Source organism: Pseudomonas sp. MWU12-2037 (assembly GCF_023242345.1).
Taxonomy (GTDB): domain Bacteria; phylum Pseudomonadota; class Gammaproteobacteria; order Pseudomonadales; family Pseudomonadaceae; genus Aquipseudomonas; species Aquipseudomonas gingeri_D.
Genome location: NZ_JALLIZ010000007.1, coordinates 85,939 through 105,934, shown reverse-complemented (window position 1 = coordinate 105,934; position 19,996 = coordinate 85,939). Strand labels below are relative to the sequence as shown.

Here is a 19,996-nt window from a genome sequence, read left to right as displayed (position 1 = left end):
CAGCAAGCCGGCTCCTACAGGTCAAGCAGCCTTGTTCTGGCGGATCGGCAATTCGATCCTGAACGTGGTGCCCACGCCCACCTCGCTGCGCACGGTGATCTGCCCGGCATGCTTCTGCACGATGCCATAGGACAGTGACAAGCCCAGGCCCGTGCCCTGGCCGATGGGTTTGGTGGTGAAGAACGGGTCGAAGATCTTCTGCACGGTCTCGGGCGCCATGCCCGAGCCGGTGTCGGCCACTTCCAGCCAGATCCTTTCGCCGAGGCTGCCGCCCCGCAGGGTGATGGTGCCGCGCTCCGGCCCCATGGCCTGGGCGGCGTTGACCACCAGGTTCATGATCACCTGGTTGATCTGCGACGCCAGGCACTCGATCTCCGGCAGCGCGGCGTAGTCCTTGACCACATCGGCCTTGTACTTGAGTTCGTTGGCGACAATGTTCAGGGTCGATTCGATGCCCTGTTGCAGATTGCTCCATTGCCACTCCTGGTTCGAATCGACCCGGGAGAAGTTCTTCAGGTCCTTGACGATCTGCCCGACCCGGCCGATGCCTTCCTTGGATTCCTTGATCAGCAATGGAATATCCTCTTCGAGGAAATCCAGCTCGACTCGTTCGCGCAGCTCTTTCAAGCGTGCCCGCAACTCGGGGGCGGCGACCCCTTCCTCGGCGTTCTGATAGGCTTGGAGCATTTCCAGCAACTTGCCGAAATAGCCCTCCAGGGTCCCCAGGTTTGAGGAAATGAAACCGATGGGGTTGTTGATTTCGTGAGCGACGCCGGCGGCCAGTTGGCCGAGGGAGGCGAGCTTTTCCGATTGCACCAGCTGCCCTTCCAACTGCTTGCGTTCGTCGATCTCATGCTGCAAGGCCAGGCTGGTCTTCTTGAGCGCCTGGGTCCGTTCTTCGACCAACTCTTCCAGCCGGTGCATCTGCAGGTTGGCGCGTTCGGTCATTTCCCATTTATTGGTCAGGGTATTGGCCAATTGCTGGACTTCGATATTGTCGAAGGGCTTTTTCAGGATCACCAGCCGGTCGTGACCGTGCAGGCGTTCCAGCAGGTCTTCCCAGGAGTAGTCGGTGTAGGCGGTGCAGACCACCACTTGCAGGTTGGGATCGACCTGCCACAGGTGCTCGATGGTTTCGGCACCGTCCCAGCCCTGGGGCATGCGCATATCGACGAAGGCCAGGGCGTACGGCTTTCCACAAGCCACCGACTGCTCGACCTTCTGCAGGCCTTCCTGGCCCTGATAGGCCGAGTCGAGTTCGAACGGCAGGACGCTGCTGGTCTTGACCTCCTGGCCGAACAGCGCGGCTTCCATCAGGTCCAGATCCGGCGACTCGTCGACCAGGGGGGTGAGAATCTTGCGAAAGTCCTCGTGGATCGACGGGGTGTCGTCGACCAGCAGGATACGGCGGTTGCGGAGTGTGTTCATACAGCCCCCACGGCGGTTTTCAAGGGCAATTCGAGGGTAAAGACGGCGCCTTTTCCAGGGCCGTCGCTGTGGGCGGTCAGGTGCCCTTTCATTTCGATCGCGGCCAGGGCGCAGCTGTGCAGGCCGAAGCCATGGCCGTCCTTGCGGGTGGTGAAGCCATGGGCAAAGATCCGCGTCATGTTTTCCGGCAGGATACCTTCGCCGGCGTCCTTGACGCTGATGCGCAAGGTGTTGTCCTCGATCGCCCGGACTTGCAGGGTGATTTCCCGCGGACGGTCGGCGAGGTTGGCCATGGCCTGCTTGGCGTTGCTGATCAGGTTGATCAGGATCAGCAGCAAGCGGTGCTTGTCGGCCATCACCCGGGGCACGTCCTCGTATTCTCGGATCACCGTGACGTTATGCCGGCTCAGGGCTCCGGAGTTCATGCGCAGCGCGTCCTCGAGCAGATCGCGGATATGCAGCGGCTCCTCCATGGTCGAGACACCGGCATAGGATTGCTGGGTCGAGACGATGTCCTTGATATGGTCGACGCTCTTGCTCAACTGGGTCAGTTCGTCGCCCATGCTCTGTTGTTCCGCGGCAATGACCTCGACCAGTTGGTTGAGATACCCGGGCAACAGCTTGCCACGTTCGTCGCTGGTAATGAACTCGCCGAGATCGTGCTTGTGCTCGTTGATCATCGTCACCGCCTTGGCCAGGCCCTGGGCCTTGCTGCTGCGCAACTTGCGTGCCACCAGGTCGGCGGAGATGTTCACGCTGTTGAGCACGTTGCCGACGTTGTGCAGCACGTTGGTGGCGATCTCGGCCATGCCGGCCAGGCGCGCGCTTTCCATCAGTTCGCTCTGGGCCTCGCGCAGGCTTTGGGTACGTCGCTCGACGCGTTGCTCAAGATCGGTGTTGGCGACTTGCAGGGCGCGGTTGACCCGGTTGATTTCGGCATAACTGCGGATCAGGCGGCTGGCGAGGTACAGCAGCAGGACGAGCAGCAGGGCCGAGAAAATCAACAGGTACAAATGATGGCGCTGGTTGATCTGATCGGCCTTTTGCTGCTCCTGGTTCAGTTGGTCGGTGATGGCGTCCAGGCTTTCGGAGACCGGCACGGCGTCGATCTCTTCGATCAGTGTGTTGACCTTGGGTTGTTCGCGCAGGATCAGGTTGACGTGGTTGAGCAGGATTTGCACCGGCTCATTGAACGAGGGCGGCAGGCGTTGTGTGTCGATCATCACTTGATTGAGCCCCAGTTCGATACTGTGGGCGCGTTCATCGGTGGTGGTCTGGGCGAACTCCAGGGCGCTGAGCAGCAGGTCGTAGATGTCGTTGGACATGTCCTGGAGCATCAGTTTGTCCTGGTCCTGCAGTTCGCTGAGCTGGTGCTGGATATCGTCTTCGGCGGTCGGCAGGAAGGCCAGGGAGTTGCGCAGTATCGCATTGCGGGATTTGAACTGTTCGACCAGTCGGGCTTTTTCGTCGAGCGCCTGGGCCAGGGTGTCCCGGCGGTCCTTCCAGGCTTCGGCGGCTTTATGTTCCTGGCCGGGATCGATGGGCGTGAATGTTTGCAGGAGTTGGCGCATTTCCTGCGGGGGCTTGACCAGCGGATCGTAATTACGCGCCACCGCGATCCGGGCCTTGAGGATTTCGGCGTCCCATTGTGCATCCAGCTGTTTGACCCGGCTGATCAGGTCACGGCAACGGGCATAGTCCAGGGTCGCGTCGGTGTCGGCCATGATGTATAGAAGCCCCAGCATCGCCACGAGCAGAAGGGCCAGGCGCGGCAGGAGGACCCGGTTCAGGAAGCCGCTGGTCTGCGTCATAGCGGTTTACCTCCCAGTTCGCCGGTCAGGGTCTTGAGAAACAGCACGATCAGGCGGATGTCCTCGGTGGACGGGACACGTCCCAGTTGGTAAGTGAACATGATATGGACGGCGTCTTCCAGGGTCTTGGCCGAGGCATCGTGAAAATACGGCGCGGTCAGTGCGACGTTGCGCAGGCTGGGGACCTTGAACACGTTGCGGTCGTCTTCTTCCCCGGTTGCCAGGAAGCGCCCCAGGTCGGCCTCGGTAGGGTTGCCCCGGGCCTTGAAGTAGTCGCCCATCACGCCGAACTTCTGGAACATGTTGCCGCCGATATTGACCCCCTGGTGGCAGGCGATGCAGCCGTAGTCCTTGAAACGCTGATAACCGTATTTCTCGTCGAGGGTCAGGATGTCGGTATTGCCCTTGAGGTACTGGTCGAAGCGCGAGTTGGGGGTCAGCAGGCTGCGCTCGTAGCTGGCCAGGGCATTCTGCACGTTGGTGATGGTCACGCCATCCTTGTACGCCTCGCTGAAGGCCTCCTTGTAACTCTGGGTCTGGTTAAGGGTCTCGACCACATGGGGCCAGGTATTGCCCATTTCTATCGGGCTTTTCACCACCTCTTCGATCTGCGCCTCCAGGGTTTCGGAGCGACCGTTCCAGAACTGCTTGAAGTTCAGCGCGGCGTTGAGCACGGTCGGGGTGTTGATGCCCAGGCTGCCGCCCTGGAAACCGATGGAAAAGGGTTTGTCGTCCGCCCCGCCTTGCTCCAGGTGATGGCAAGTGGCGCAGGACGTGGTGTTATTGATCGACAGTTGCTTTTCATTGAACAACTGGCGCCCCAGCTCGACTTTGCGCGGGTCCTGCACCGGGATATCCGGCAATGGCTTGAGCGGTTCGTCCAGCGGCGCGGCGACCAGGGGTGTGCAGAGCAACATCCCGCAGCAGGCGAGCGATCTCGCCAGCAACGACAGCGGTGCGCGAGGCATCATGGGCATGTCCTTGGCAAAAGAGGCGGATTCCGGGGTCAGGTCTGTGCCGGTCGTTCGAAGCGCTTGTCCTGCAACAGGCTCAGGAACGTCTTGGCTTCGACCGCCTTGCTGAAGTAGTAACCCTGGCCTTCCTCGCAGTCATGGGCCTTGAGGAAGGACAACTGGTCCTGGGTTTCCACGCCTTCGGCGATGACGTTCAGGTGCAGGCTCTTGCCCAGGCTGATGATCGCGCTCACCAGCGCGGCGTCGTTGCTGTCGCCATTGAGATCGCGGACGAACGACTGGTCGATCTTCAGTACATCGATGGGGAAACGTTGCAGGTAGCTGAGGCTCGAATAGCCGGTGCCGAAATCGTCGATGGCCAGGCGGATACCCAGGGCCTTGATGGCTTTCAGGGTTGCAATGGTGTGGTCGACATTCTGCATCAACACGCTTTCGGTGATTTCCAGCTCCAGCCGGGTCGGCTCCATGCCGGTTTCTTCCAGGATCTGGCGGATACTGTCGAGGAAATCGCGCTGGCGGAAGTCCATTGCCGAGATATTGAGCGACAGGATCAGCGGTTCGCTGATCTGATCCTGCCAGGCCCGACCTTGCAGGCAGACCTGGCGCAACACCCAACTGCTCAATGGGACGATCAGGCCACTGTCTTCGGCCACCGGGATGAAATCCGCGGGGTAGAGCAGGCCGCGTTCGGGATGCTGCCAGCGGATCAGCGCCTCGGCACCAACCACCTTGGCGGTCTTTAGGTCCAGCTTGGGTTGGTAGTGCAGCACGAACTCGTTACGCTCCAGGGCCAGGCGAATACCGGACTCGATGGATTGATGCTCGCGGGCCCGCAGGTTCAGGTCCTCGATGAAAAAGCCGAAGTTGTTGGCGCCCTGTTCCTTGACGTTGCGCATGGCGGCTTCGGCTTTCTTGACCAGTACCAGCGGGTCCTCGCCATCGTCGGGGTAGAGGCTGATACCCAGGCTCGCGGTCACGCGCAGGCCATGGCCGGCGACTTCATGGGGCGTATTGATTGCCGCGAGGGCTTTCTCGGCGGTGCCACGGGTCTGTTGCGGGTGGAGGAACTCGGGCAGCACCAGGACAAACTCATCGGAGCGGTAACGAAACACCGAGTCTGATCGGCGCAACGCCCCGACCAGGCAGTCGGCGACATGCTTGAGCATTTCATCACCCGCCGGATAGCCCAGGGCATTGTTGATGCGTTTGAAGCGATCCAGCCCGATAAACATCACCGCCACCTGTTCGCCGTGCCGTTTGGCCAGGGCGATGGCCTGGCCCAGGCGGTCGCCGAGCAGGGTGCTGTTGGGCAGTTCGGTGAGCACATCGAATTGCAGCAACCGGGAAACCTGCAGCAGTTCCTGGACCCGCTCCTCGACGGTTCGCTCCAGAGTGGCCATCTTCAAGGCCATGTCCCGCGCCAGTTGCCACTTCCAGGTCAGGGCACTGGCCATCTGACGAATTTCCAGGGCGTCGAAAGGTTTTTTCAGGATCAGCAGTTGGTCACCGAAGGCGACGCGTTCGTCCATGGACTCCCAGGAGTAATCCGAGTAGGCGGTGCACAGGGCGATTTGCAACTCCGGGTCGACGGCCCACAGTTGCTCGATGGTTTCCAGGCCATCCCAGCCCGGTGGCATGCGCATGTCGAGAAAGGCCATGGCATAGGGGTTCTCGGCGGCCAGGGCCAGCTTCACCAGCTCCAGCGCCTCCTGCCCCTGATAGGCGGAATCGATCTCGAAGCTTTGGCGCTGTGGGCGAGTGGTGCCGAACAGCAGGTGTTCGGTGGAGTCCAGGCTCAGTTCGTCCTCCTGCTCGGGCCCGAGGATCTTGCGAAAGTCCTGATGGATCGACGCGGTATCGTCGATGATCAGGATGCGCTTGTTGGCGGCACCGGCTGCGCGGTTCATAGGCGGATCTCCGGCATTGGGCAAGGAGCGATATGACCGGCGTGCAGCAGCTCGCTGGCACGTTGGCTATCGACGGCCTTGCTGAAGTAATAGCCCTGGGCCGTCATCGGTGAGCCAGCGGCCATCAATGAATGGCGTTGCTCCTGGGTTTCCACGCCTTCGGCGATGATGCCGATCCCCACTTCGCGGGCAAAGTTGATGATTGCCCGCAAGGTGGTAGCGCTTTCCACGTCCTGGCTCGCGTGGTTGATCAGCGACTGGGCCAGCTTCAGGTGGTTGACGCGGTAGGTCTTGAGGTAGTCGAAGGACGAGTAGTCGGTGCCGAAATCGTCGATGGCGATCTTCACGCCGAGTTCGCGCAGCTTGGGCAGTACGTCGTTCTTTGTCCATTTGGTGTGGGCCAGGGTCGCTTCGGTGACGTCGAACTGCAGGTCCGCGGGCGACAACCCCCATTTGCCGGTGGTCTCGAGCACGTCCCGAATCAGTTCGCCGCCACTTTTGAGCTGGGCCAGCGACAGGTTGATGGCAATCACCGGCGGTGCCATGCCGTCCCTGCGCCATTGGTGCATCTGCCGGCAAGCCTGTTCCAGTACCCAGCGCCCCAAGGCGACAATGGTGCCGGTCTTTTCCGCAGCGGGGATGAACTGGTCGGCGCCGAGTATGCCGCGCTCGGGGTGGTTCCAGCGCACCAGCGCCTCCATGCCGAGGATCTTGCCGCTGCCCAGGTCGACTTCCGGCAGGTAGTGCAGTTCCAGTTCGTTCTGTTCGATGGCCTTTTTCAGGTCCTGGGTGATGGCGATCCGGTCGATGACTTCCTGGTTGATCTCCTCGGAATGGAAATGGTACTGGTTGCGCCCGCTGTCCTTGGAGCGATACAGCGCCATGTCGGCCTGGACCAGCATGCTGTCGGCGCTTTCGCTGTCCTGGGCATAGGTGCTGATGCCGACGCTGGCCGAAATCCGCACTTCATTGCCTTCCAGTTGGTAAGGCTCCACCAGGGCCTTGAGGATCTTGCTCGCCAGGGCGCCGGATTGCGCCGGGTCGAGCATTTCCATCTGCAACACCGCGAACTCATCGCCACCCAGGCGCGCCACCACATCGTTTTCCCGGGTGCAGGCCAGGATGCGTCGAGAGACTTCCTGCAGCAGCAGGTCGCCCACCGGATGCCCGAGGGTGTCGTTGATGCGCTTGAAGTGATCCAGGTCCAGGTAGAACACCGCGAACGACGAGGCGCCACGCCGGGCGCCGGCAAAGCTCTGGTGCAGGCGCTCGATCAGGGTCGAGCGGTTGGCCAGCCCGGTGAGCCCGTCGGTGCGGGCGAGCAGGGCGATTTTCTCTTCGGCGAGCTTGTGTTCGGTGATGTCGATGATGATGCCTTCGACTTCCAGCAGGCGTCCTTCCGGGTCGCGGACCGGTACGTAGCGGTTTTCCACCCAGCGCAACTGACCGTCACCGGTACGCAGGCGAAACTCGATGGAAGCCCCCTCGGCGTCCTTGTCGAGGACCTTGGCCATGGCCGCGTCGACCTTCTCCTGGTCGTCGCCGTGGATCAACTCCGCGGCCCAGTCGGCCGAGGCCAGCAGGCCTTCGGCCGAATGCCCGAACTTGGTGATGTTGTGGGAGATGTACATCAGCGGGAACGACGGCTCGCCGCGCAGGCGATAGAGCAGGGTCGGGCTGTTCTGCACGATGATGTTGGCGTCGGACAGCTCGCGGGTGCGTTCTTCGACGGCCTGTTCGAGCTGGTCCATTTTCAGCGCGGCGTCTTCGGTCATCTGCCATTTGACGGTCAGGGTGCTGGCCAGTTGGCGAATCTCGATGGCGTCGAAAGGTTTCTTCAGGATCAGCAGGCGATCGCCCATCTCGACCCGTTCGTTCATCTCTTCCAGGGAGTAATCGGAATAGGCGGTGCACAGCGCGACTTGCAACTTGGGGTCGACCTGCCAGAGCCGTTCGAGGGTTTGCAGGCCGTCCCAGCCCGGCGGCATGCGCATGTCGATAAAAGCCATGGCGTAAGGCTGCCCTTGCAGCAGGGCCTGCTCGACCTTGGCCAGGCCTTCCTGGCCCTGGAAGGCCGAATCGAGCTCGAAACACTTGACCTTGCGGGCGACGGCGTCGCCGAACAAGACTTGCTCAGCCATTTGCAAATGGTCTTCGACTTCTTCCGGGCAGAGGGTCTTGCGAAAGTCTTCGTGGATCGACGGCGTGTCGTCGATGATCAGGATGCGGCGATTGGCGCCCCCCCGGGGGCTGCTCATCGCAAGGCTCCGGACACATTGACAGCAGGATGTACCGAGTTCATGCGGAGTTCCTTTCCTGATAACCACGCTGGCTTGTGGCGCGCTGGATTGCTTGCAGCATAGATCGGCTTGAGCTGATTTGCTGATAAACATGATGCCAATTGATGGTCGAACATCTACCCTTAGCGCAAAAGACAGGGACCGTCGGCTGTTCAAGGGGCCCTGGATAGAAGCCACACGCAGACATGAGGTGCTCCATGGATGAATCCGCAGTTGAAGTCGTGATCAAACCCCGTGTCCTGCTGGTCGACGATGAAGAGTCGATCCTCAACAGCCTGCGCCGTTTGCTGCGCAGCCAGGGTTATGAACTGTTCCTCGCCGACAGCGGCGCCCGTGCCTTGGAAATCATGGCCGAGCAGCCCATCGACCTGGTGATCAGCGATGCGCGCATGCCGAATATGGATGGTGCCACCCTGCTGGCGCGGATTCATGAGCTGTATCCGGCCTGCCTGCGGATCCTGCTGACCGGTTATGCCGACCTGGACATGATCGCCAAGGCGATCAACGAAGGGCGGATCTACCGTTACCTGAGTAAACCCTGGAACGATGAAGAGCTGTTGATGACCCTCACCCAGGGCCTGGCCTTCCAGCATTCGGAGCGTGAGCGCCAGCGCCTGCAGCTGTTGGTCCGCGAGCAGAACCGGCAGCTGCAGTCGCTCAATTCGACCCTGGAAAAGCGCGTGATCGCGCGCACCAGCGAAGTCCAGCAGACCGCCGACATGCTTGACCTGGCCTATGAAGAACTCAAGCGCAGCTACGCCGTCACGGCCGAGGTGTTCTCGCGGATGGTCGAGTGGCGCCTGCCCAAGGACAAGCAGACCAACCGGGCGATCATCGATCTGGTCAAGGTCTACTGCAAGGTCCATGTCATGAATGAGGCGACCAGCCGCGACCTGGCCATGGCCGCGGCCCTGCACAATATCGGCAAGATGAGTTGGACCGACAGCATGATGGGCGCGCCGGCCGACCTGTTGCACCACACTGATCGCGAGCGTTATCGCGGTTATCCGAAGCAGAGCGAGTCGCTGTTGATGACCCTGGAGCCGATGCAGGATGCGGCCCGGCTGATTCTGCATCATCAGGAGCGCTGGGACGGCACGGGGTTTCCCGACCACCTCAGGGGCGAGGCTATTCCCCTCGGGTCGCGGGTGTTGAAGCTGGCGGTGGACTTTATCGAGTTGCAGCGTGGCCTGATTCTCGAACGGCAGATGAACAGCGACGAGGCACTGCTCTTTATTCGCAAGTACGCCGGCAAACTCTACGATCCGGGCCTGGTCGAGGACTTCGTCAAGGTCTGTGCCGAGTACCTGAACGATGTGACCCTGGGCGACCCGTCGGTCAAGGTCCTGAGCACCCGCGAACTGGTGGCCGGGATGATCCTGGCGCGCAACCTCAATGCCGACAACGGCATGCTGCTGCTCAACGCCGGCAAGCTCCTCAGCGCGGCGCTGGTGGAGAAGCTGATTGCCTTCGAATCCATGGAGGGCGCCAAGTACAGTGTGTTCGTCAAGATTCCGGAAGAAATCCAGGCGCTGCTGGAACAGGCTGAATGACCTGCAAGACTATCCGCATTGCCGCCGCCCTGTTGATCGGTCCCGATGGCCGTACCCTGTTGGTGCGCAAACGCGGTACCCAGGCCTTCATGCAGCCGGGCGGCAAGATCGAAGCCCACGAGCAACCGGTCAATGCCCTGGCCCGTGAACTTGAGGAAGAGTTGGGGTTGGTCATCGACACGGCCGCCGCCACCTACCTCGGCCGGTTCGCAGCTCAGGCGGCCAATGAGCCGGGTCACGAGGTGGTTGCCGAGTTGTTCCGGGTGGATACCGGCATGGCGCCGGAGCCCGCCGCCGAGATCGAAGAAGTGGTCTGGATCGACCCCGCTGGCGATGGCGGCTTGTTTCTCGCGCCGTTGACACGGGATCTGATCCTGCCGTTTTATCGTGCTTCGCGGGTGCCCGGCGCCTGATGTTTCATGGCGCCGCGGTGGCTGCTGGAACCGCGCCGCGGCGGGTGACGCACGAGCGCCGATGACGCTGCGGGGCTTCAGCGTACCGCGCTGACCCCATCGAGGGTCGAGAACGAAGTGTCCTTGGCCGTCAGCAGGAAGTCGCGCATGTAGGGCGCATCGAGCATGTCGGTGCGGACCGCCGCATACAGCGTGGCAAACAGGCCTTTCTCGCCCAGCCGCTTGGCCTTGACGTAGCCCCGCGAGCTGTATTCGTGCAGCGCCCAGTGCGGCATGCCGCAGACACCACGGCCGCTGGCCACCAATTGCATCATCATCACCGTCAGCTCGGAGGTGCGCACCTGCGCCGGCTCGACGTCGGCCGGTTCCAGGAAGCGGGTGAAGATATCCAGCCGATCGCGTTCCACCGGGTAGGTGATCAGGGTTTCCTTGAGCAGGTCATCGGGCACGATATAGGGTTTGTTGGCCAGGGCATGCTGGTTGGCCACCGCCAGCATGGCTTCGTAGGTGAACAGTGGCACGTAGGTGATGCCCGCCAGTTCCAGCGGATCGGAGGTCACCACCAGGTCCAGGTCGCCACGGGCCAGGGCCGGCAACGGGGCGAAGGAAAATCCAGAGGCCAGGTCCAGTTCCACTTCCGGCCAGGCATCACGGAACTGGTCGATGGTCGGCATCAGCCACTGGAAACAACTGTGGCATTCGATCGCCATGTGCAGGCGGCCGGCGGTGCCGCCGGCCAGGCGCGCGATATCCCGCTCCGCCCCGCGCAGCAGCGGCAGGGTGGCGTCGGCCAGTTGCAGCAGGCGCAGTCCGGCGCTGGTGAAGCGCACCGGTTTGGTCTTGCGCACGAACAACGGCATGCCCAGGCGCTCTTCCAGTTCCTTGAACTGGTGGGACAGGGCCGACTGGGTCAGGTGCAGGCGTTCGGCGGCCTCTACCAGGCTGTCGGCTTCGCGCAGCGCGTGAAGGGTTTTCAAGTGACGGATTTCCAGCACCTGGGGCTCCATGAGTAGATTTTGTGAGTGGCGGGCAGGGTATGAGTTTGTCTCATGTTGCCCTGGCTGTCGACAGGAGCGCTGTCGCCGGTAAGCCTACCTCCGGGTGCCACTCGGCAATCTTCATCAAACTGTCACTGAACTGTGGCAGCGCCGTTGAACAAATAACATCAAACTCGCGCCTCAATGGGGTTCTGCGTTTCGGTGTTTTCATGCGTGTAGTAATTTTCCTGGCCGCACTACTGTTCGGCCTGCCGTCTTTTGCGGCTTCAAGATGTGATGTCAATGTTCCGACCCAACAGGTCGAACTGGAAAAGGTCAGCCTGGCCTACCAGAGTATCGGGCGTGCCTCGGATCCGGCCTTGCTGCTGGTGATGGGGCTGGGCGGGCAACTGATCCACTGGCCGGACGAGGTGGTGGTCGCGCTCTGTCAGCAAGGGTTCCGGGTGATTCGCTATGACAATCGCGATGTCGGCCTGTCCACCTGGCGCCAGGCGCCGGCCAGCGCCAACCTGACCTTCGAGGTGTTGCGCTACAAGCTCGGCTTGCCGGTGGCGGCGCCTTATACCCTGACCGACATGGCCGGCGATGCCCTGGGCCTGATGGATGCGTTGCAGATCCAGCAGTTCCATGTGCTCGGTGCGAGCATGGGCGGGATGATCGCCCAGCACGTGGCGGCGATGGCGCCAGAGCGGGTCGAGAGCCTGACCCTGGTGATGAGCAGTTCCGGTGCCGAGGGCTTGCCGGCGCCCAGTGCGGCGCTGGTGCAGTTGCTCTCGCGGCGCAGCGCGCCGAACCGTGAGGTGGCGATCGAGCAGCAGGCCGATCTGCTGGCCGCCCTGGGCAGCCCGGAGGTGCGTGACGACCGCAACAAGCTGTTGCAGCAGGCGGCGGCCTCCTATGACCGTGCCTTCAATCCGGAAGGGGTGAAGCGCCAGATCATGGCGATTCTCGCCGAGCCGAGCCGGGTGCCGTTGCTCAATCAACTGCGGGTGCCGACCCTGGTGGTCCATGGCACGGCCGATCCGTTGCTGCCGGTGATGCACGGCGTGCACCTGGCGGCGCATATCCAGGGCAGTCGACTGGTGTTGGTGCCGGGGATGGCCCATCGTTTCCAGGAGGCGTTCAAGGCGCCGTTGCTGGCGGCGGTGCTGCCATACCTGCGTCTGCATCAGGCAGATGTCAGTCGCTGGGCACAGCTCTGAAATTCAGCGGATGATCTTGTCGACGTGGATCGCCAGCTTCTTCAGGCGATACCAGAAGCTGCGTTCGGAAATCCCGATCAACTGCGCCGCGGCCGCCTGCACTCCATTGCTTTCCTGCAGGGCCGCGAGGATATAAGCCTTCTCCACGTCCGCCAGGGCCGCGTCGAGGTCCTTCGGCAGGCCGGGAGCGACGCCGGGCAGTGGATTGGCACTGCTCTGGGGCGGTGTCGACTCGAACAGGTAAGCCGGCAGGTCGCTCTCTTCGATCACGTGCCCGGCCGCGACGATGGTCGCTCGTTCCACACAGTTCTGCAGTTCGCGGATATTCCCTGGCCACGGGTAGTTGAGCATCGCCTGCAAGGCCTGCGCGCTGAAACCGTCGATGCGCTTGCCGGCCGTGGCGCCCAGGGTATGGGCGAAATGCCGGGCCAGCGGGGCGATGTCCTCGACCCGGTCACGCAGGGCGGGCAGGGGAATCGGGAAGACGTTCAGGCGGTAATACAGGTCTTCGCGAAACTCCTTGTCGGCCACCGCTTGCAGCAGGTTCTTGTTGGTCGCGGCAATCACTCGCACGTCGACCTTGCGCTCGCGCGGATCGCCCACCGGCTCGATGATCCGCTCTTGCAGCGCACGGAGGATCTTGGCTTGCAACGCCAGCGGCATATCGCCGATCTCATCGAGAAACAGCGTGCCCTTGTCGGCCTGCATAAAGCGTCCGACACGGTCCGCGACGGCCCCGGTAAAGGCGCCCTTGCGATGGCCGAACATCTCGCTTTCCAGCAAGCCTTCGGGAATCGCCGCGCAGTTGACCGCGACAAACGGCATGTCGGCGCGGTTGCCATGCTTGTGGATGGCCCGGGCGACCATTTCCTTGCCGGTGCCGCTTTCGCCGGTCAGCAGGATCGTGGCGTTGCTCTCGCGCACCGAGTCCACGGCTTGCAGGACCCGGCGGAAGGTCGGGCTGTCGCCCACCAGGCTGTCGATCTGCTGGTGTTCGTCGAGCTCGGCGCGCAGGCGCGCATTGTCCCGCAGGATGTCGCGAAATTGCAGGGCCTTGTTGACGGTGATGTCCAGCTCGTCGATGTCGAACGGCTTGGCGATATAGTCGAAGGCGCCGTTGCGCATCGATTGCACGGCATTCTTCACGGTGCTGTAGGCGGTCATCACGATGACCGGCAACTGCGGGTAGCGCAGCTTGACCTCCGAGAGCAATTGCGGCCCGTCCATGCCGGGCATCCGCCAGTCGCTGATGACCAGGTCGATTTCTTCCTGTTCCAGCACTACCAGGGCTTCCAGGCCGTTGCCGGCGGTGAAGACCCGGATATCGTTCTGGCTCAGTGCCGAGCTCAGCAGGTCGCAGAGTTTGGGCTCGTCATCGACCACCAGAACGTTATGCGTCATCGTCTTCTTCCTCATCCTCGTGGTCCAGGTCGCCACCATGGGCCGGAATGTACAGGTTGAAGGTCGCGCCGGCATCTTTTTCGCTGATGCACTCGATGCGCCCGTCATGGTTCTCCATGATCGAATAGACCTTCGCCAGGCCCAGGCCGGTGCCCGAGGCCTTGGTGGTGACGAACGGCGTGAAAATGCGCTCGATCATGTCCGGCTCGATGCCCTGCCCGGTATCGGTGACACTGATGATGGTATAGCGCGGGTCTTTGGCAATGCCAATGGTCAGGCGCCCGCCCTTGGGCATGGCGTCGATGGCATTGAGGATCAGGTTCAGGCAGGCCTGTTTCAACTGCCGGGAGTCGGCATACAGGGTGGCGCCGGGCGCCTGGTCGTCGATCTGCGCGTCGATATTGTGGATCGCCAGTTCCGGAGCGCAGAAACCGAGGATTTCCTCGGCCAGCTCGCGGGCCGGGTAGAGCGCGCGAATCGGTGCGCTGGGCTTGGCGAAATCGAGGAATTCGGTGATCAGGTCGTTGATCCGCGAGACCTCGCTGATCACGTATTCCAGGTGCCGCTTGTCGGTGTCCGGCAGGTTGGCGCGGCGGTGCAGCAACTGCGTGGCGGTCTTGATGATGCCCAGCGGGTTGCGGATTTCGTGGGCCAGGCCCATGGCGACTTCGCCCAGGGCGTGCAAGCGGTCGCGGCGGCGCAGCTGGGCTTCGAGGTGATGCAGCTCGCCCAGGCGTTCGGTCATGTGGTTGAAGGTGTTGCTCAGTTCCGACAGCTCGTCGCTGCCGGTCACCGGGATACGCTTGCTGTAGTCGCCGGAAATCACCGCGCTGACGCCTTCGGCCAGGCCGCGCAAGGGCAGGGTCAGGCGCCGCGAGACCAGCCAGCCGACACTCAGCGATAGCACCGAACCCAGCATGAAGATCAGGATGAACAGGTTGCTCTGGTTGACCAGGCCCACCAGGCTGGTATGGCGCAGCAGGCCGCTGAAAATCACCCCCTGCAGGTCGCCGGTGTCGTTGAAGATCGGCCAGTACAGGCCGCTGTAGCGGTTGGTGAAGACTTCACTGGGCTGGCGGGTGTCGCGCAGAACGTCGGTGATGCTGTCAGGCACGTTGCTGGGGTGATCTTCGAAGCGCTGGGTGGAGAATATCTCGGAAAAACCCTGGGGGTTGGCCAGGTACAGGCGCAGATCCAGGGAGTGCACATCGGCGACGCTGTTGAGGAAACTGCTGTCCAGGTAGGTGGCGATGACCATCTGGTAGTCGACGCCGTCCTGGGTGGTGTCGAAGGTCGAGACCACCACGCCGGTGGTCACGCCAGCGATCTGAATGGTCTGCAACACCGCGTTGGGCGCGGTACTGATCTGCGAGACGATATCATCCGGCTGGGTGGTGAAGACCACCTTGTGGTCCTGGTTGCGCACCAGCGCCACCAGGTCGATGCCCATGGCGTCGGCGATGTCGGCGGTCAGCTTGTCGTGCTTGGCGGCGCGGTGCGAACTGGGCGGCCGGGTGTAGAGCAGGAACAACTGCGCGACGCGGGCGTTGGAACGCTTGATCTCGCTGATCTCGTCCTTGACCACCTTGGTCGACTCTTGCAGCCAGATGCGCACGTTACTGTCGAAAATCTGCGACAGCGTCGTGGCCGCCAGTTCCGCGGCAATCATGGTCGGCACTACGCTGACCAGCCAGAACGCCAGCAGCAACTTGCGTTGCACGCTCCAGCGCGAGATCGAGAGGGGGCGTCGTTTTCGGCGGCGTTCTGGCGTGTTGGTCATCAGGTTTCGCTTATCGCAGCAGACATGGCAGGGTCGAATCGATCCGGGCGAACCAACAGTTTGACCCCTCTGAGGACATTGTTGACCAGCCAGTTGCGATGGTGGAAAAACATATTATTGCCCTGGAAGCTGCAGCCCAGGCGAATCTTGCTGGCATAACCGGCTTGCCCGGACTCGTAGACCGGGATCTGGTGGCGAATGCAGTAATCGACATTGGCCAGCCAATTGCGGAAATAGAGATTGGGTTCGCGGCTTTGGTTCACCTCATGACCGAAAAACTTGTCGATCAGGCGGTCGCCGTCGAACAGCACCAGGTTGAACGCCACGAGGCGCTCGCCGGCCCAGTACAGGACACAGGCCGCGCGTTCGTCCATGTGTTCGAGTACATGGGTGAAGTAACCCGCCGGCAGCCGCTCGAATTGCAACTCGCTGCGCGCCAACGTGGCCTGGTACAGCTCCATGATCCGTGGCAGCACATCGTCGATATTGTGTCGCCATTCGATTCGCGGTCCGGGCGCCCGCAGTTTGCGCCGCAGGTCCTTGCGGGTTGCCTTGTCCAGGGTCCCCAGGTAGGCGTCGATGGAGCCGAACGGGATCGGCAGCAGCGCGTTGGGCAGGCTGGGCATGGCCTGGTAGCCGGCGGCCTTGCAGCTGCGGCGCCAGTCGTTGTCGTCGCTGGGGGCGTCCTTGACGGCGATCAGGCGGATACCCAATTGCCGGGCGTCAGCGTGGGCCAGGGCGAGCAGCTGTTCGAGCAGGGCCTGGCGCCGTGCCGGCGGTACATGGCTGGCCGTTCCGGCCGTGCAGCGCTCCGCCACCGGCGAGCCGATGGCGTAGAGCGGAAATTTCAGCAATCCCGGCAGGAATCGATTGATCCAGCCGGTGATGCGTTTGACCAAACCCTGCACCGTGGTGTCGAGTTTGTAGGAAGTCAGGAAGGCGGGGGCGACGGCCAGCAAACGGTCGTCTTCGAACAGCGCCAGGTAGCGCCATTCAAAGTCTTCGATGCCGGCTTTCTCCACCGCCAGGTAATACTCCCAATTCTCCAGGACGCCGACAAAGCAATCGTTCCAGGCGTTACGGTCGATAGCCTCGATGGTCGAGAAGGCTTGGGCGCTGATCACGGGTCTTTCCTTAGGCCTGTTGCCGCTGTGCTTCAGGCTCGCTCGAGATGCCGCTCAAACGCTCGACGTAGTCGGCGCTCAGCTCGATCACTTCCTTGTATTGCAGATCGACGGTGATCATGTGATAGCAGTTGTCGAGCATGACCTTGGTCACCGGACCGCCCAGGTGACGCTCGACGTAGTCGGCGTTCCATGGGCTGGTGATGTCGTCCTCGATGGAGTGGATCACCAGGGCCGGGGTCTTGATCGACGGCATGCGGCGCATGACCACGGCGTTCATCCGGTGCAGTTCGCGCACGGTGATGCCTTCCATGGTCAACAGCCCGGCATCGCTGCTCTGGCCGGCTTTCATCTGGCGCTCGACGATGGCCCGCAGGCGTTCGTTCTTGATGCCATAGGGCGGCTTTTCCTCGAAACGGCAGATGTGCACGCCGAACGGAATCTTCATCAGCAACGGCGTCAGGAATGCCAGCTTGTGAATGCTCCAGCCGTCGTAGCGCAGGGTCGTCGAGTACATCAGCAGCCCGGCGATCTGGCCCGGGTGTTCGGAGGCCATGTACATGGACATCACCGCGCCCATGGACAGACCGCCGACGAAAACCTGTTCGTGGCGCTCTTTCACCGCCACGAATGTCTTGCGTACGCCTTCATACCAGTCCAGCCAGCCGGTGGCCTGCAGGTCTTCGTTACCGCCGCAGTGCCCGGCCAGGGTCGGCACGTAAACCGTGCAGTTGCCCTTCTTGGCCAGGCCCTGGGCCACCCGACGGAGTTCCGTCGGGGTGCCGGTCAGGCCGTGGATCAACAAGATCCCGACCGGACCCGAGCCGAGTACGAAGCCAGCATCACCTTCGCCCAGATCGATAGGTGTCATGTTCACCGCTTCATGGCTCGGTTCAGCAGCTGCTCGAGCAGTTTCAGACCCAGGTCGATTTCCGGGTAGCTGATTTCCAGCGACGGTGCCAGGGTGATCACGTTCTTGTAGTAGCCGCCGACGTCGAGGATCAGGCCGAGTTTCTGACCGTCAACCACCATGTCGCCCTTCATGCCTTCCTCGACCATGTAGTCCAGGGTGGCCTTGTCCGGGGTGAAGCCGTCGGTGGTGCAGATTTCGCAGCGCAGGGCCAGGCCCAGGCCATCGACGTCGCCGATGATCGGGAAGCGTTTCTGCAGCTCTTGCAGGCCTTCGAGGAAGTACTTGCCCTTGGCCATGACCATCGCGCCGTAGTCGACTTCGCTGGTCATTTTGAACATTTCCAAGCCAACGGCCGTACCCAGTGGGTTCGAGGCGAAGGTGGAGTGGGTGGAGCCTGGTGGGAAGATCTTCGGGTTGATCAGCTCTTCACGGGCCCAGATGCCGCCCAGCGGGTTCAGGCCGTTGGTCAGCGCCTTGCCGAAGACGATCACGTCCGGCTTGACGTCGAAGTGTTCGATCGACCACAGCTTGCCGGTACGCCAGAAACCCATCTGGATTTCGTCGACGACCATCAGGATGCCGTGCTGGTCGAGGACCTGCTTCAGCTCGCTGTAGAAGTTCATCGGCGGGATCACGTAGCCGCCGGTGCCCTGGATCGGCTCGACGTAGAACGCGGCGTATTCGCTGCTACCGACTTTCGGGTCCCAGACACCGTTGTATTCGGTTTCGAACAGGCGGGCGAACTGCTGCACGCAGTGGCTGCCGTATTCTTCCTTGGTCATGCCTTTCGGGCCGCGGAAGTGGTACGGGAACGGGATGAACTGTGCGCGCTCGCCGAAGTGGCCGTAGCGGCGACGGTAGCGGTAGCTCGAAGTGATCGAGGACGCGCCCAGGGTCCGGCCGTGGTAGCCGCCTTCGAAGGCGAACATCAGGCTCTTGCCGTTGGTGGCGTTACGCACGACTTTCAGCGAGTCTTCGATGGACTGCGAACCACCGACGTTGAAGTGCACGCGACCGTCGAGGCCGAACTTGTTCTTGGCGTCGACCGCGATCATTTCCGACAGTTCGATCTTGCCTTTGTGCAAGTACTGGCTGGCGATCTGCGGCAGGGTGTCGATCTGCTTTTTCAGGGCGTTGTTCAGACGTGGGTTGGCGTAGCCGAAGTTGACCGCCGAGTACCACATTTGCAGGTCGAGGTAAGCTTGGTCTTCGGTGTCCCAGACGTAGGAACCTTCGCAGCGGCTGAAAATGCGCGGTGGTTCGATGTAGTGAACTGTATCGCCGTAGGAGCAATATTTGGCTTCTTTTTCCAGAAGCACCTGGTCTTCGGCTGTAGCGATACGAATATCAGACATGGTGGAAGAGTTCCTGTTGTTCAAGATCGATAGAGTAGTTGCCGGCGTTCGCCGCGATGTCGTTCGGCAGCAGGGCCAGCATGGCCGGCAGCTCGGCGAAGGAGTCGAAGCGCGCGTAAGGAATGTTGTTGCGTTCGCAATGCTCGGCCAGGCGGCCCTTGGCGAAAACGAAGTCGGCGGTGCCGGCCACGCACATGTCCGATTGACCGTCACCGATCACCAGGATGCGTTTGCCCTTGGGCGCGGACTTGCATTTGCAGTTGCCGGAGGCGGCGCGGCAGGCGTCGCTGGAATACGGGAAATCGATGCGCCAGCTATTGTGGTCGACCTGGCGCAGGCGGTTGGCGAGGATCGGCAGCAAGGTCACGTAGTTGCGCGAGAGGATCCGCGCGATGCCTTGTTCGATGCCGTCGCTGACCACTTCGATGGAAGCGCCCAGGCCCATGACATGATCGACGAAGTCCGGGAAGTCCGGGTCGATATCGATGGTGTCGAAGTACGCCAGCAAGTCAGCCGGCGAAGCCTTGACCAGCGCCAGTTGGCGGCTGAGGCATTCACGCGAACCGATATGACCGTCCAGCCACTCTTGCTCGATGCTTTCCCAGCTCGGGTCGGCGAAACGCTCAAGGATGTTGTCGATCGCGTCGGTGCGGGAGATGGTCCCATCGAAATCACACACGATATGCCAGTGCATCATCTACTTGTACCTGTTGAATAAGAGCGCACACTGCGCATGCCCTACGCAGAGCACGGAGTGTGCCAAGTGCTCAAATCCGGTATTCTCGTGGAATATATCCGTTATATGTATCGGGTTTCGTACATGGAGCTACAAAAATT

At 61.8% G+C, this 19,996-nt stretch carries 15 protein-coding genes; 3 read left to right on the top strand and 12 right to left on the bottom strand.

Annotated elements, in window-relative coordinates; translation table 11 throughout:
• Positions 1-21 precede the first annotated feature (21 nt).
• The 5 genes from M5B42_RS14915 to M5B42_RS14895 form a co-directional block, all read right to left on the bottom strand.
• Entirely contained in the window at positions 22-1,428 is a 1,407-nt protein-coding gene (locus M5B42_RS14915) for an ATP-binding protein (RefSeq protein WP_248746277.1), read from the bottom strand.
• Positions 1,425-3,239: a DAHL domain-containing protein gene (locus M5B42_RS14910; protein WP_152740923.1), complete on the bottom strand. Its 1,815-nt coding sequence runs from the start codon at positions 3,237-3,239 to the stop codon at positions 1,425-1,427. Before M5B42_RS14910 ends, M5B42_RS14915 begins: the two co-directional genes overlap by 4 nt.
• Entirely contained in the window at positions 3,236-4,156 is a 921-nt protein-coding gene (locus M5B42_RS14905) for a cytochrome c peroxidase (RefSeq protein WP_248746407.1), read from the bottom strand. Before M5B42_RS14905 ends, M5B42_RS14910 begins: the two co-directional genes overlap by 4 nt.
• Before the next feature lie 89 nt (positions 4,157-4,245).
• On the bottom strand, positions 4,246-6,120 hold the full coding sequence (locus tag M5B42_RS14900) for a GGDEF and EAL domain-containing protein (protein ID WP_248746276.1): 1,875 nt from the start codon (positions 6,118-6,120) through the stop codon (positions 4,246-4,248).
• Complete coding sequence (locus tag M5B42_RS14895; RefSeq protein WP_248746275.1) at positions 6,117-8,378, bottom strand: EAL domain-containing protein; 2,262 nt, start codon at positions 8,376-8,378, stop codon at positions 6,117-6,119. The genes M5B42_RS14900 and M5B42_RS14895 overlap by 4 nt, the downstream gene beginning before the upstream one ends.
• A 239-nt stretch (positions 8,379-8,617) precedes the next feature.
• On the opposite strand from M5B42_RS14895, the gene M5B42_RS14890 reads away from it, so the two are divergent.
• Together M5B42_RS14890 and M5B42_RS14885 are read left to right on the top strand one after the other, a co-directional pair.
• Positions 8,618-9,973: an HD domain-containing phosphohydrolase gene (locus M5B42_RS14890; protein WP_177102787.1), complete on the top strand. Its 1,356-nt coding sequence runs from the start codon at positions 8,618-8,620 to the stop codon at positions 9,971-9,973.
• Positions 9,970-10,386: an NUDIX domain-containing protein gene (locus M5B42_RS14885; protein ID WP_152740919.1), complete on the top strand. Its 417-nt coding sequence runs from the start codon at positions 9,970-9,972 to the stop codon at positions 10,384-10,386. The genes M5B42_RS14890 and M5B42_RS14885 overlap by 4 nt, the downstream gene beginning before the upstream one ends.
• Positions 10,387-10,463: 77 nt before the next feature.
• On the opposite strand, the gene metR is transcribed toward M5B42_RS14885, so the two are convergent.
• Positions 10,464-11,381 carry a transcriptional regulator MetR gene (gene metR / locus M5B42_RS14880; protein WP_248746274.1) on the bottom strand — a complete coding sequence of 306 codons (918 nt, stop codon included), beginning with the start codon at positions 11,379-11,381 and terminating at the stop codon, positions 10,464-10,466.
• Positions 11,382-11,593: 212 nt separating this feature from the next.
• Between metR and M5B42_RS14875 the strand changes: the two genes are divergently transcribed.
• Positions 11,594-12,586, top strand: coding sequence for an alpha/beta hydrolase (locus M5B42_RS14875; RefSeq protein WP_103499385.1), 993 nt, complete (start codon positions 11,594-11,596; stop codon positions 12,584-12,586).
• 3 nt (positions 12,587-12,589) lie between these two features.
• On the opposite strand, the gene M5B42_RS14870 is transcribed toward M5B42_RS14875, so the two are convergent.
• The 6 genes from M5B42_RS14870 to M5B42_RS14845 are packed head-to-tail and all read right to left on the bottom strand — an operon-like array spanning position 12,590 to position 19,856.
• Positions 12,590-13,987 (bottom strand): sigma-54 dependent transcriptional regulator, encoded by a 1,398-nt coding sequence (locus M5B42_RS14870; protein ID WP_248746273.1) that lies wholly within the window; start codon positions 13,985-13,987, stop codon positions 12,590-12,592.
• Positions 13,977-15,767 carry an ATP-binding protein gene (locus tag M5B42_RS14865; protein WP_248746272.1) on the bottom strand — a complete coding sequence of 597 codons (1,791 nt, stop codon included), beginning with the start codon at positions 15,765-15,767 and terminating at the stop codon, positions 13,977-13,979. Before M5B42_RS14865 ends, M5B42_RS14870 begins: the two co-directional genes overlap by 11 nt.
• Positions 15,767-16,891, bottom strand: a complete 1,125-nt coding sequence (locus M5B42_RS14860) for a GNAT family N-acetyltransferase (protein ID WP_178129945.1) — start codon at positions 16,889-16,891, stop codon at positions 15,767-15,769. Before M5B42_RS14860 ends, M5B42_RS14865 begins: the two co-directional genes overlap by 1 nt.
• Positions 16,892-16,901: 10 nt before the next feature.
• Positions 16,902-17,768, bottom strand: coding sequence for an alpha/beta fold hydrolase (locus M5B42_RS14855; RefSeq protein WP_177102781.1), 867 nt, complete (start codon positions 17,766-17,768; stop codon positions 16,902-16,904).
• Positions 17,765-19,159 carry an aminotransferase class III-fold pyridoxal phosphate-dependent enzyme gene (locus M5B42_RS14850; protein WP_177102779.1) on the bottom strand — a complete coding sequence of 465 codons (1,395 nt, stop codon included), beginning with the start codon at positions 19,157-19,159 and terminating at the stop codon, positions 17,765-17,767. The genes M5B42_RS14855 and M5B42_RS14850 overlap by 4 nt, the downstream gene beginning before the upstream one ends.
• The gene (locus tag M5B42_RS14845; protein ID WP_100944506.1) at positions 19,152-19,856 is read right to left on the bottom strand and encodes an HAD-IB family phosphatase; all 705 of its coding nucleotides are present in this window, start codon (positions 19,854-19,856) and stop codon (positions 19,152-19,154) included. The genes M5B42_RS14850 and M5B42_RS14845 overlap by 8 nt, the downstream gene beginning before the upstream one ends.
• Between the last annotated feature and the right edge of the window lie 140 nt (positions 19,857-19,996).

What these genes read in the sequence shown, in the direction of transcription:
- M5B42_RS14895 (WP_248746275.1), bottom strand. Translation starts at nt 8,378, where the DNA reads ATGAGCAGCCCCCGGGGGGGCGCCAATCGCCGCATCCTGATCATCGAC.
- M5B42_RS14905 (WP_248746407.1), bottom strand. Translation starts at nt 4,156, where the DNA reads ATGTTGCTCTGCACACCCCTGGTCGCCGCGCCGCTGGACGAACCGCTC.
- M5B42_RS14910 (WP_152740923.1), bottom strand. Translation starts at nt 3,239, where the DNA reads ATGACGCAGACCAGCGGCTTCCTGAACCGGGTCCTCCTGCCGCGCCTG.
- M5B42_RS14915 (WP_248746277.1), bottom strand. Translation starts at nt 1,428, where the DNA reads ATGAACACACTCCGCAACCGCCGTATCCTGCTGGTCGACGACACCCCG.
- M5B42_RS14865 (WP_248746272.1), bottom strand. Translation starts at nt 15,767, where the DNA reads ATGACCAACACGCCAGAACGCCGCCGAAAACGACGCCCCCTCTCGATC.
- M5B42_RS14845 (WP_100944506.1), bottom strand. Translation starts at nt 19,856, where the DNA reads ATGATGCACTGGCATATCGTGTGTGATTTCGATGGGACCATCTCCCGC.
- M5B42_RS14885 (WP_152740919.1), top strand. Translation starts at nt 9,970, where the DNA reads ATGACCTGCAAGACTATCCGCATTGCCGCCGCCCTGTTGATCGGTCCC.
- M5B42_RS14875 (WP_103499385.1), top strand. Translation starts at nt 11,594, where the DNA reads ATGCGTGTAGTAATTTTCCTGGCCGCACTACTGTTCGGCCTGCCGTCT.
- M5B42_RS14900 (WP_248746276.1), bottom strand. Translation starts at nt 6,120, where the DNA reads ATGAACCGCGCAGCCGGTGCCGCCAACAAGCGCATCCTGATCATCGAC.
- M5B42_RS14890 (WP_177102787.1), top strand. Translation starts at nt 8,618, where the DNA reads ATGGATGAATCCGCAGTTGAAGTCGTGATCAAACCCCGTGTCCTGCTG.
- M5B42_RS14870 (WP_248746273.1), bottom strand. Translation starts at nt 13,987, where the DNA reads ATGACGCATAACGTTCTGGTGGTCGATGACGAGCCCAAACTCTGCGAC.
- M5B42_RS14850 (WP_177102779.1), bottom strand. Translation starts at nt 19,159, where the DNA reads ATGTCTGATATTCGTATCGCTACAGCCGAAGACCAGGTGCTTCTGGAA.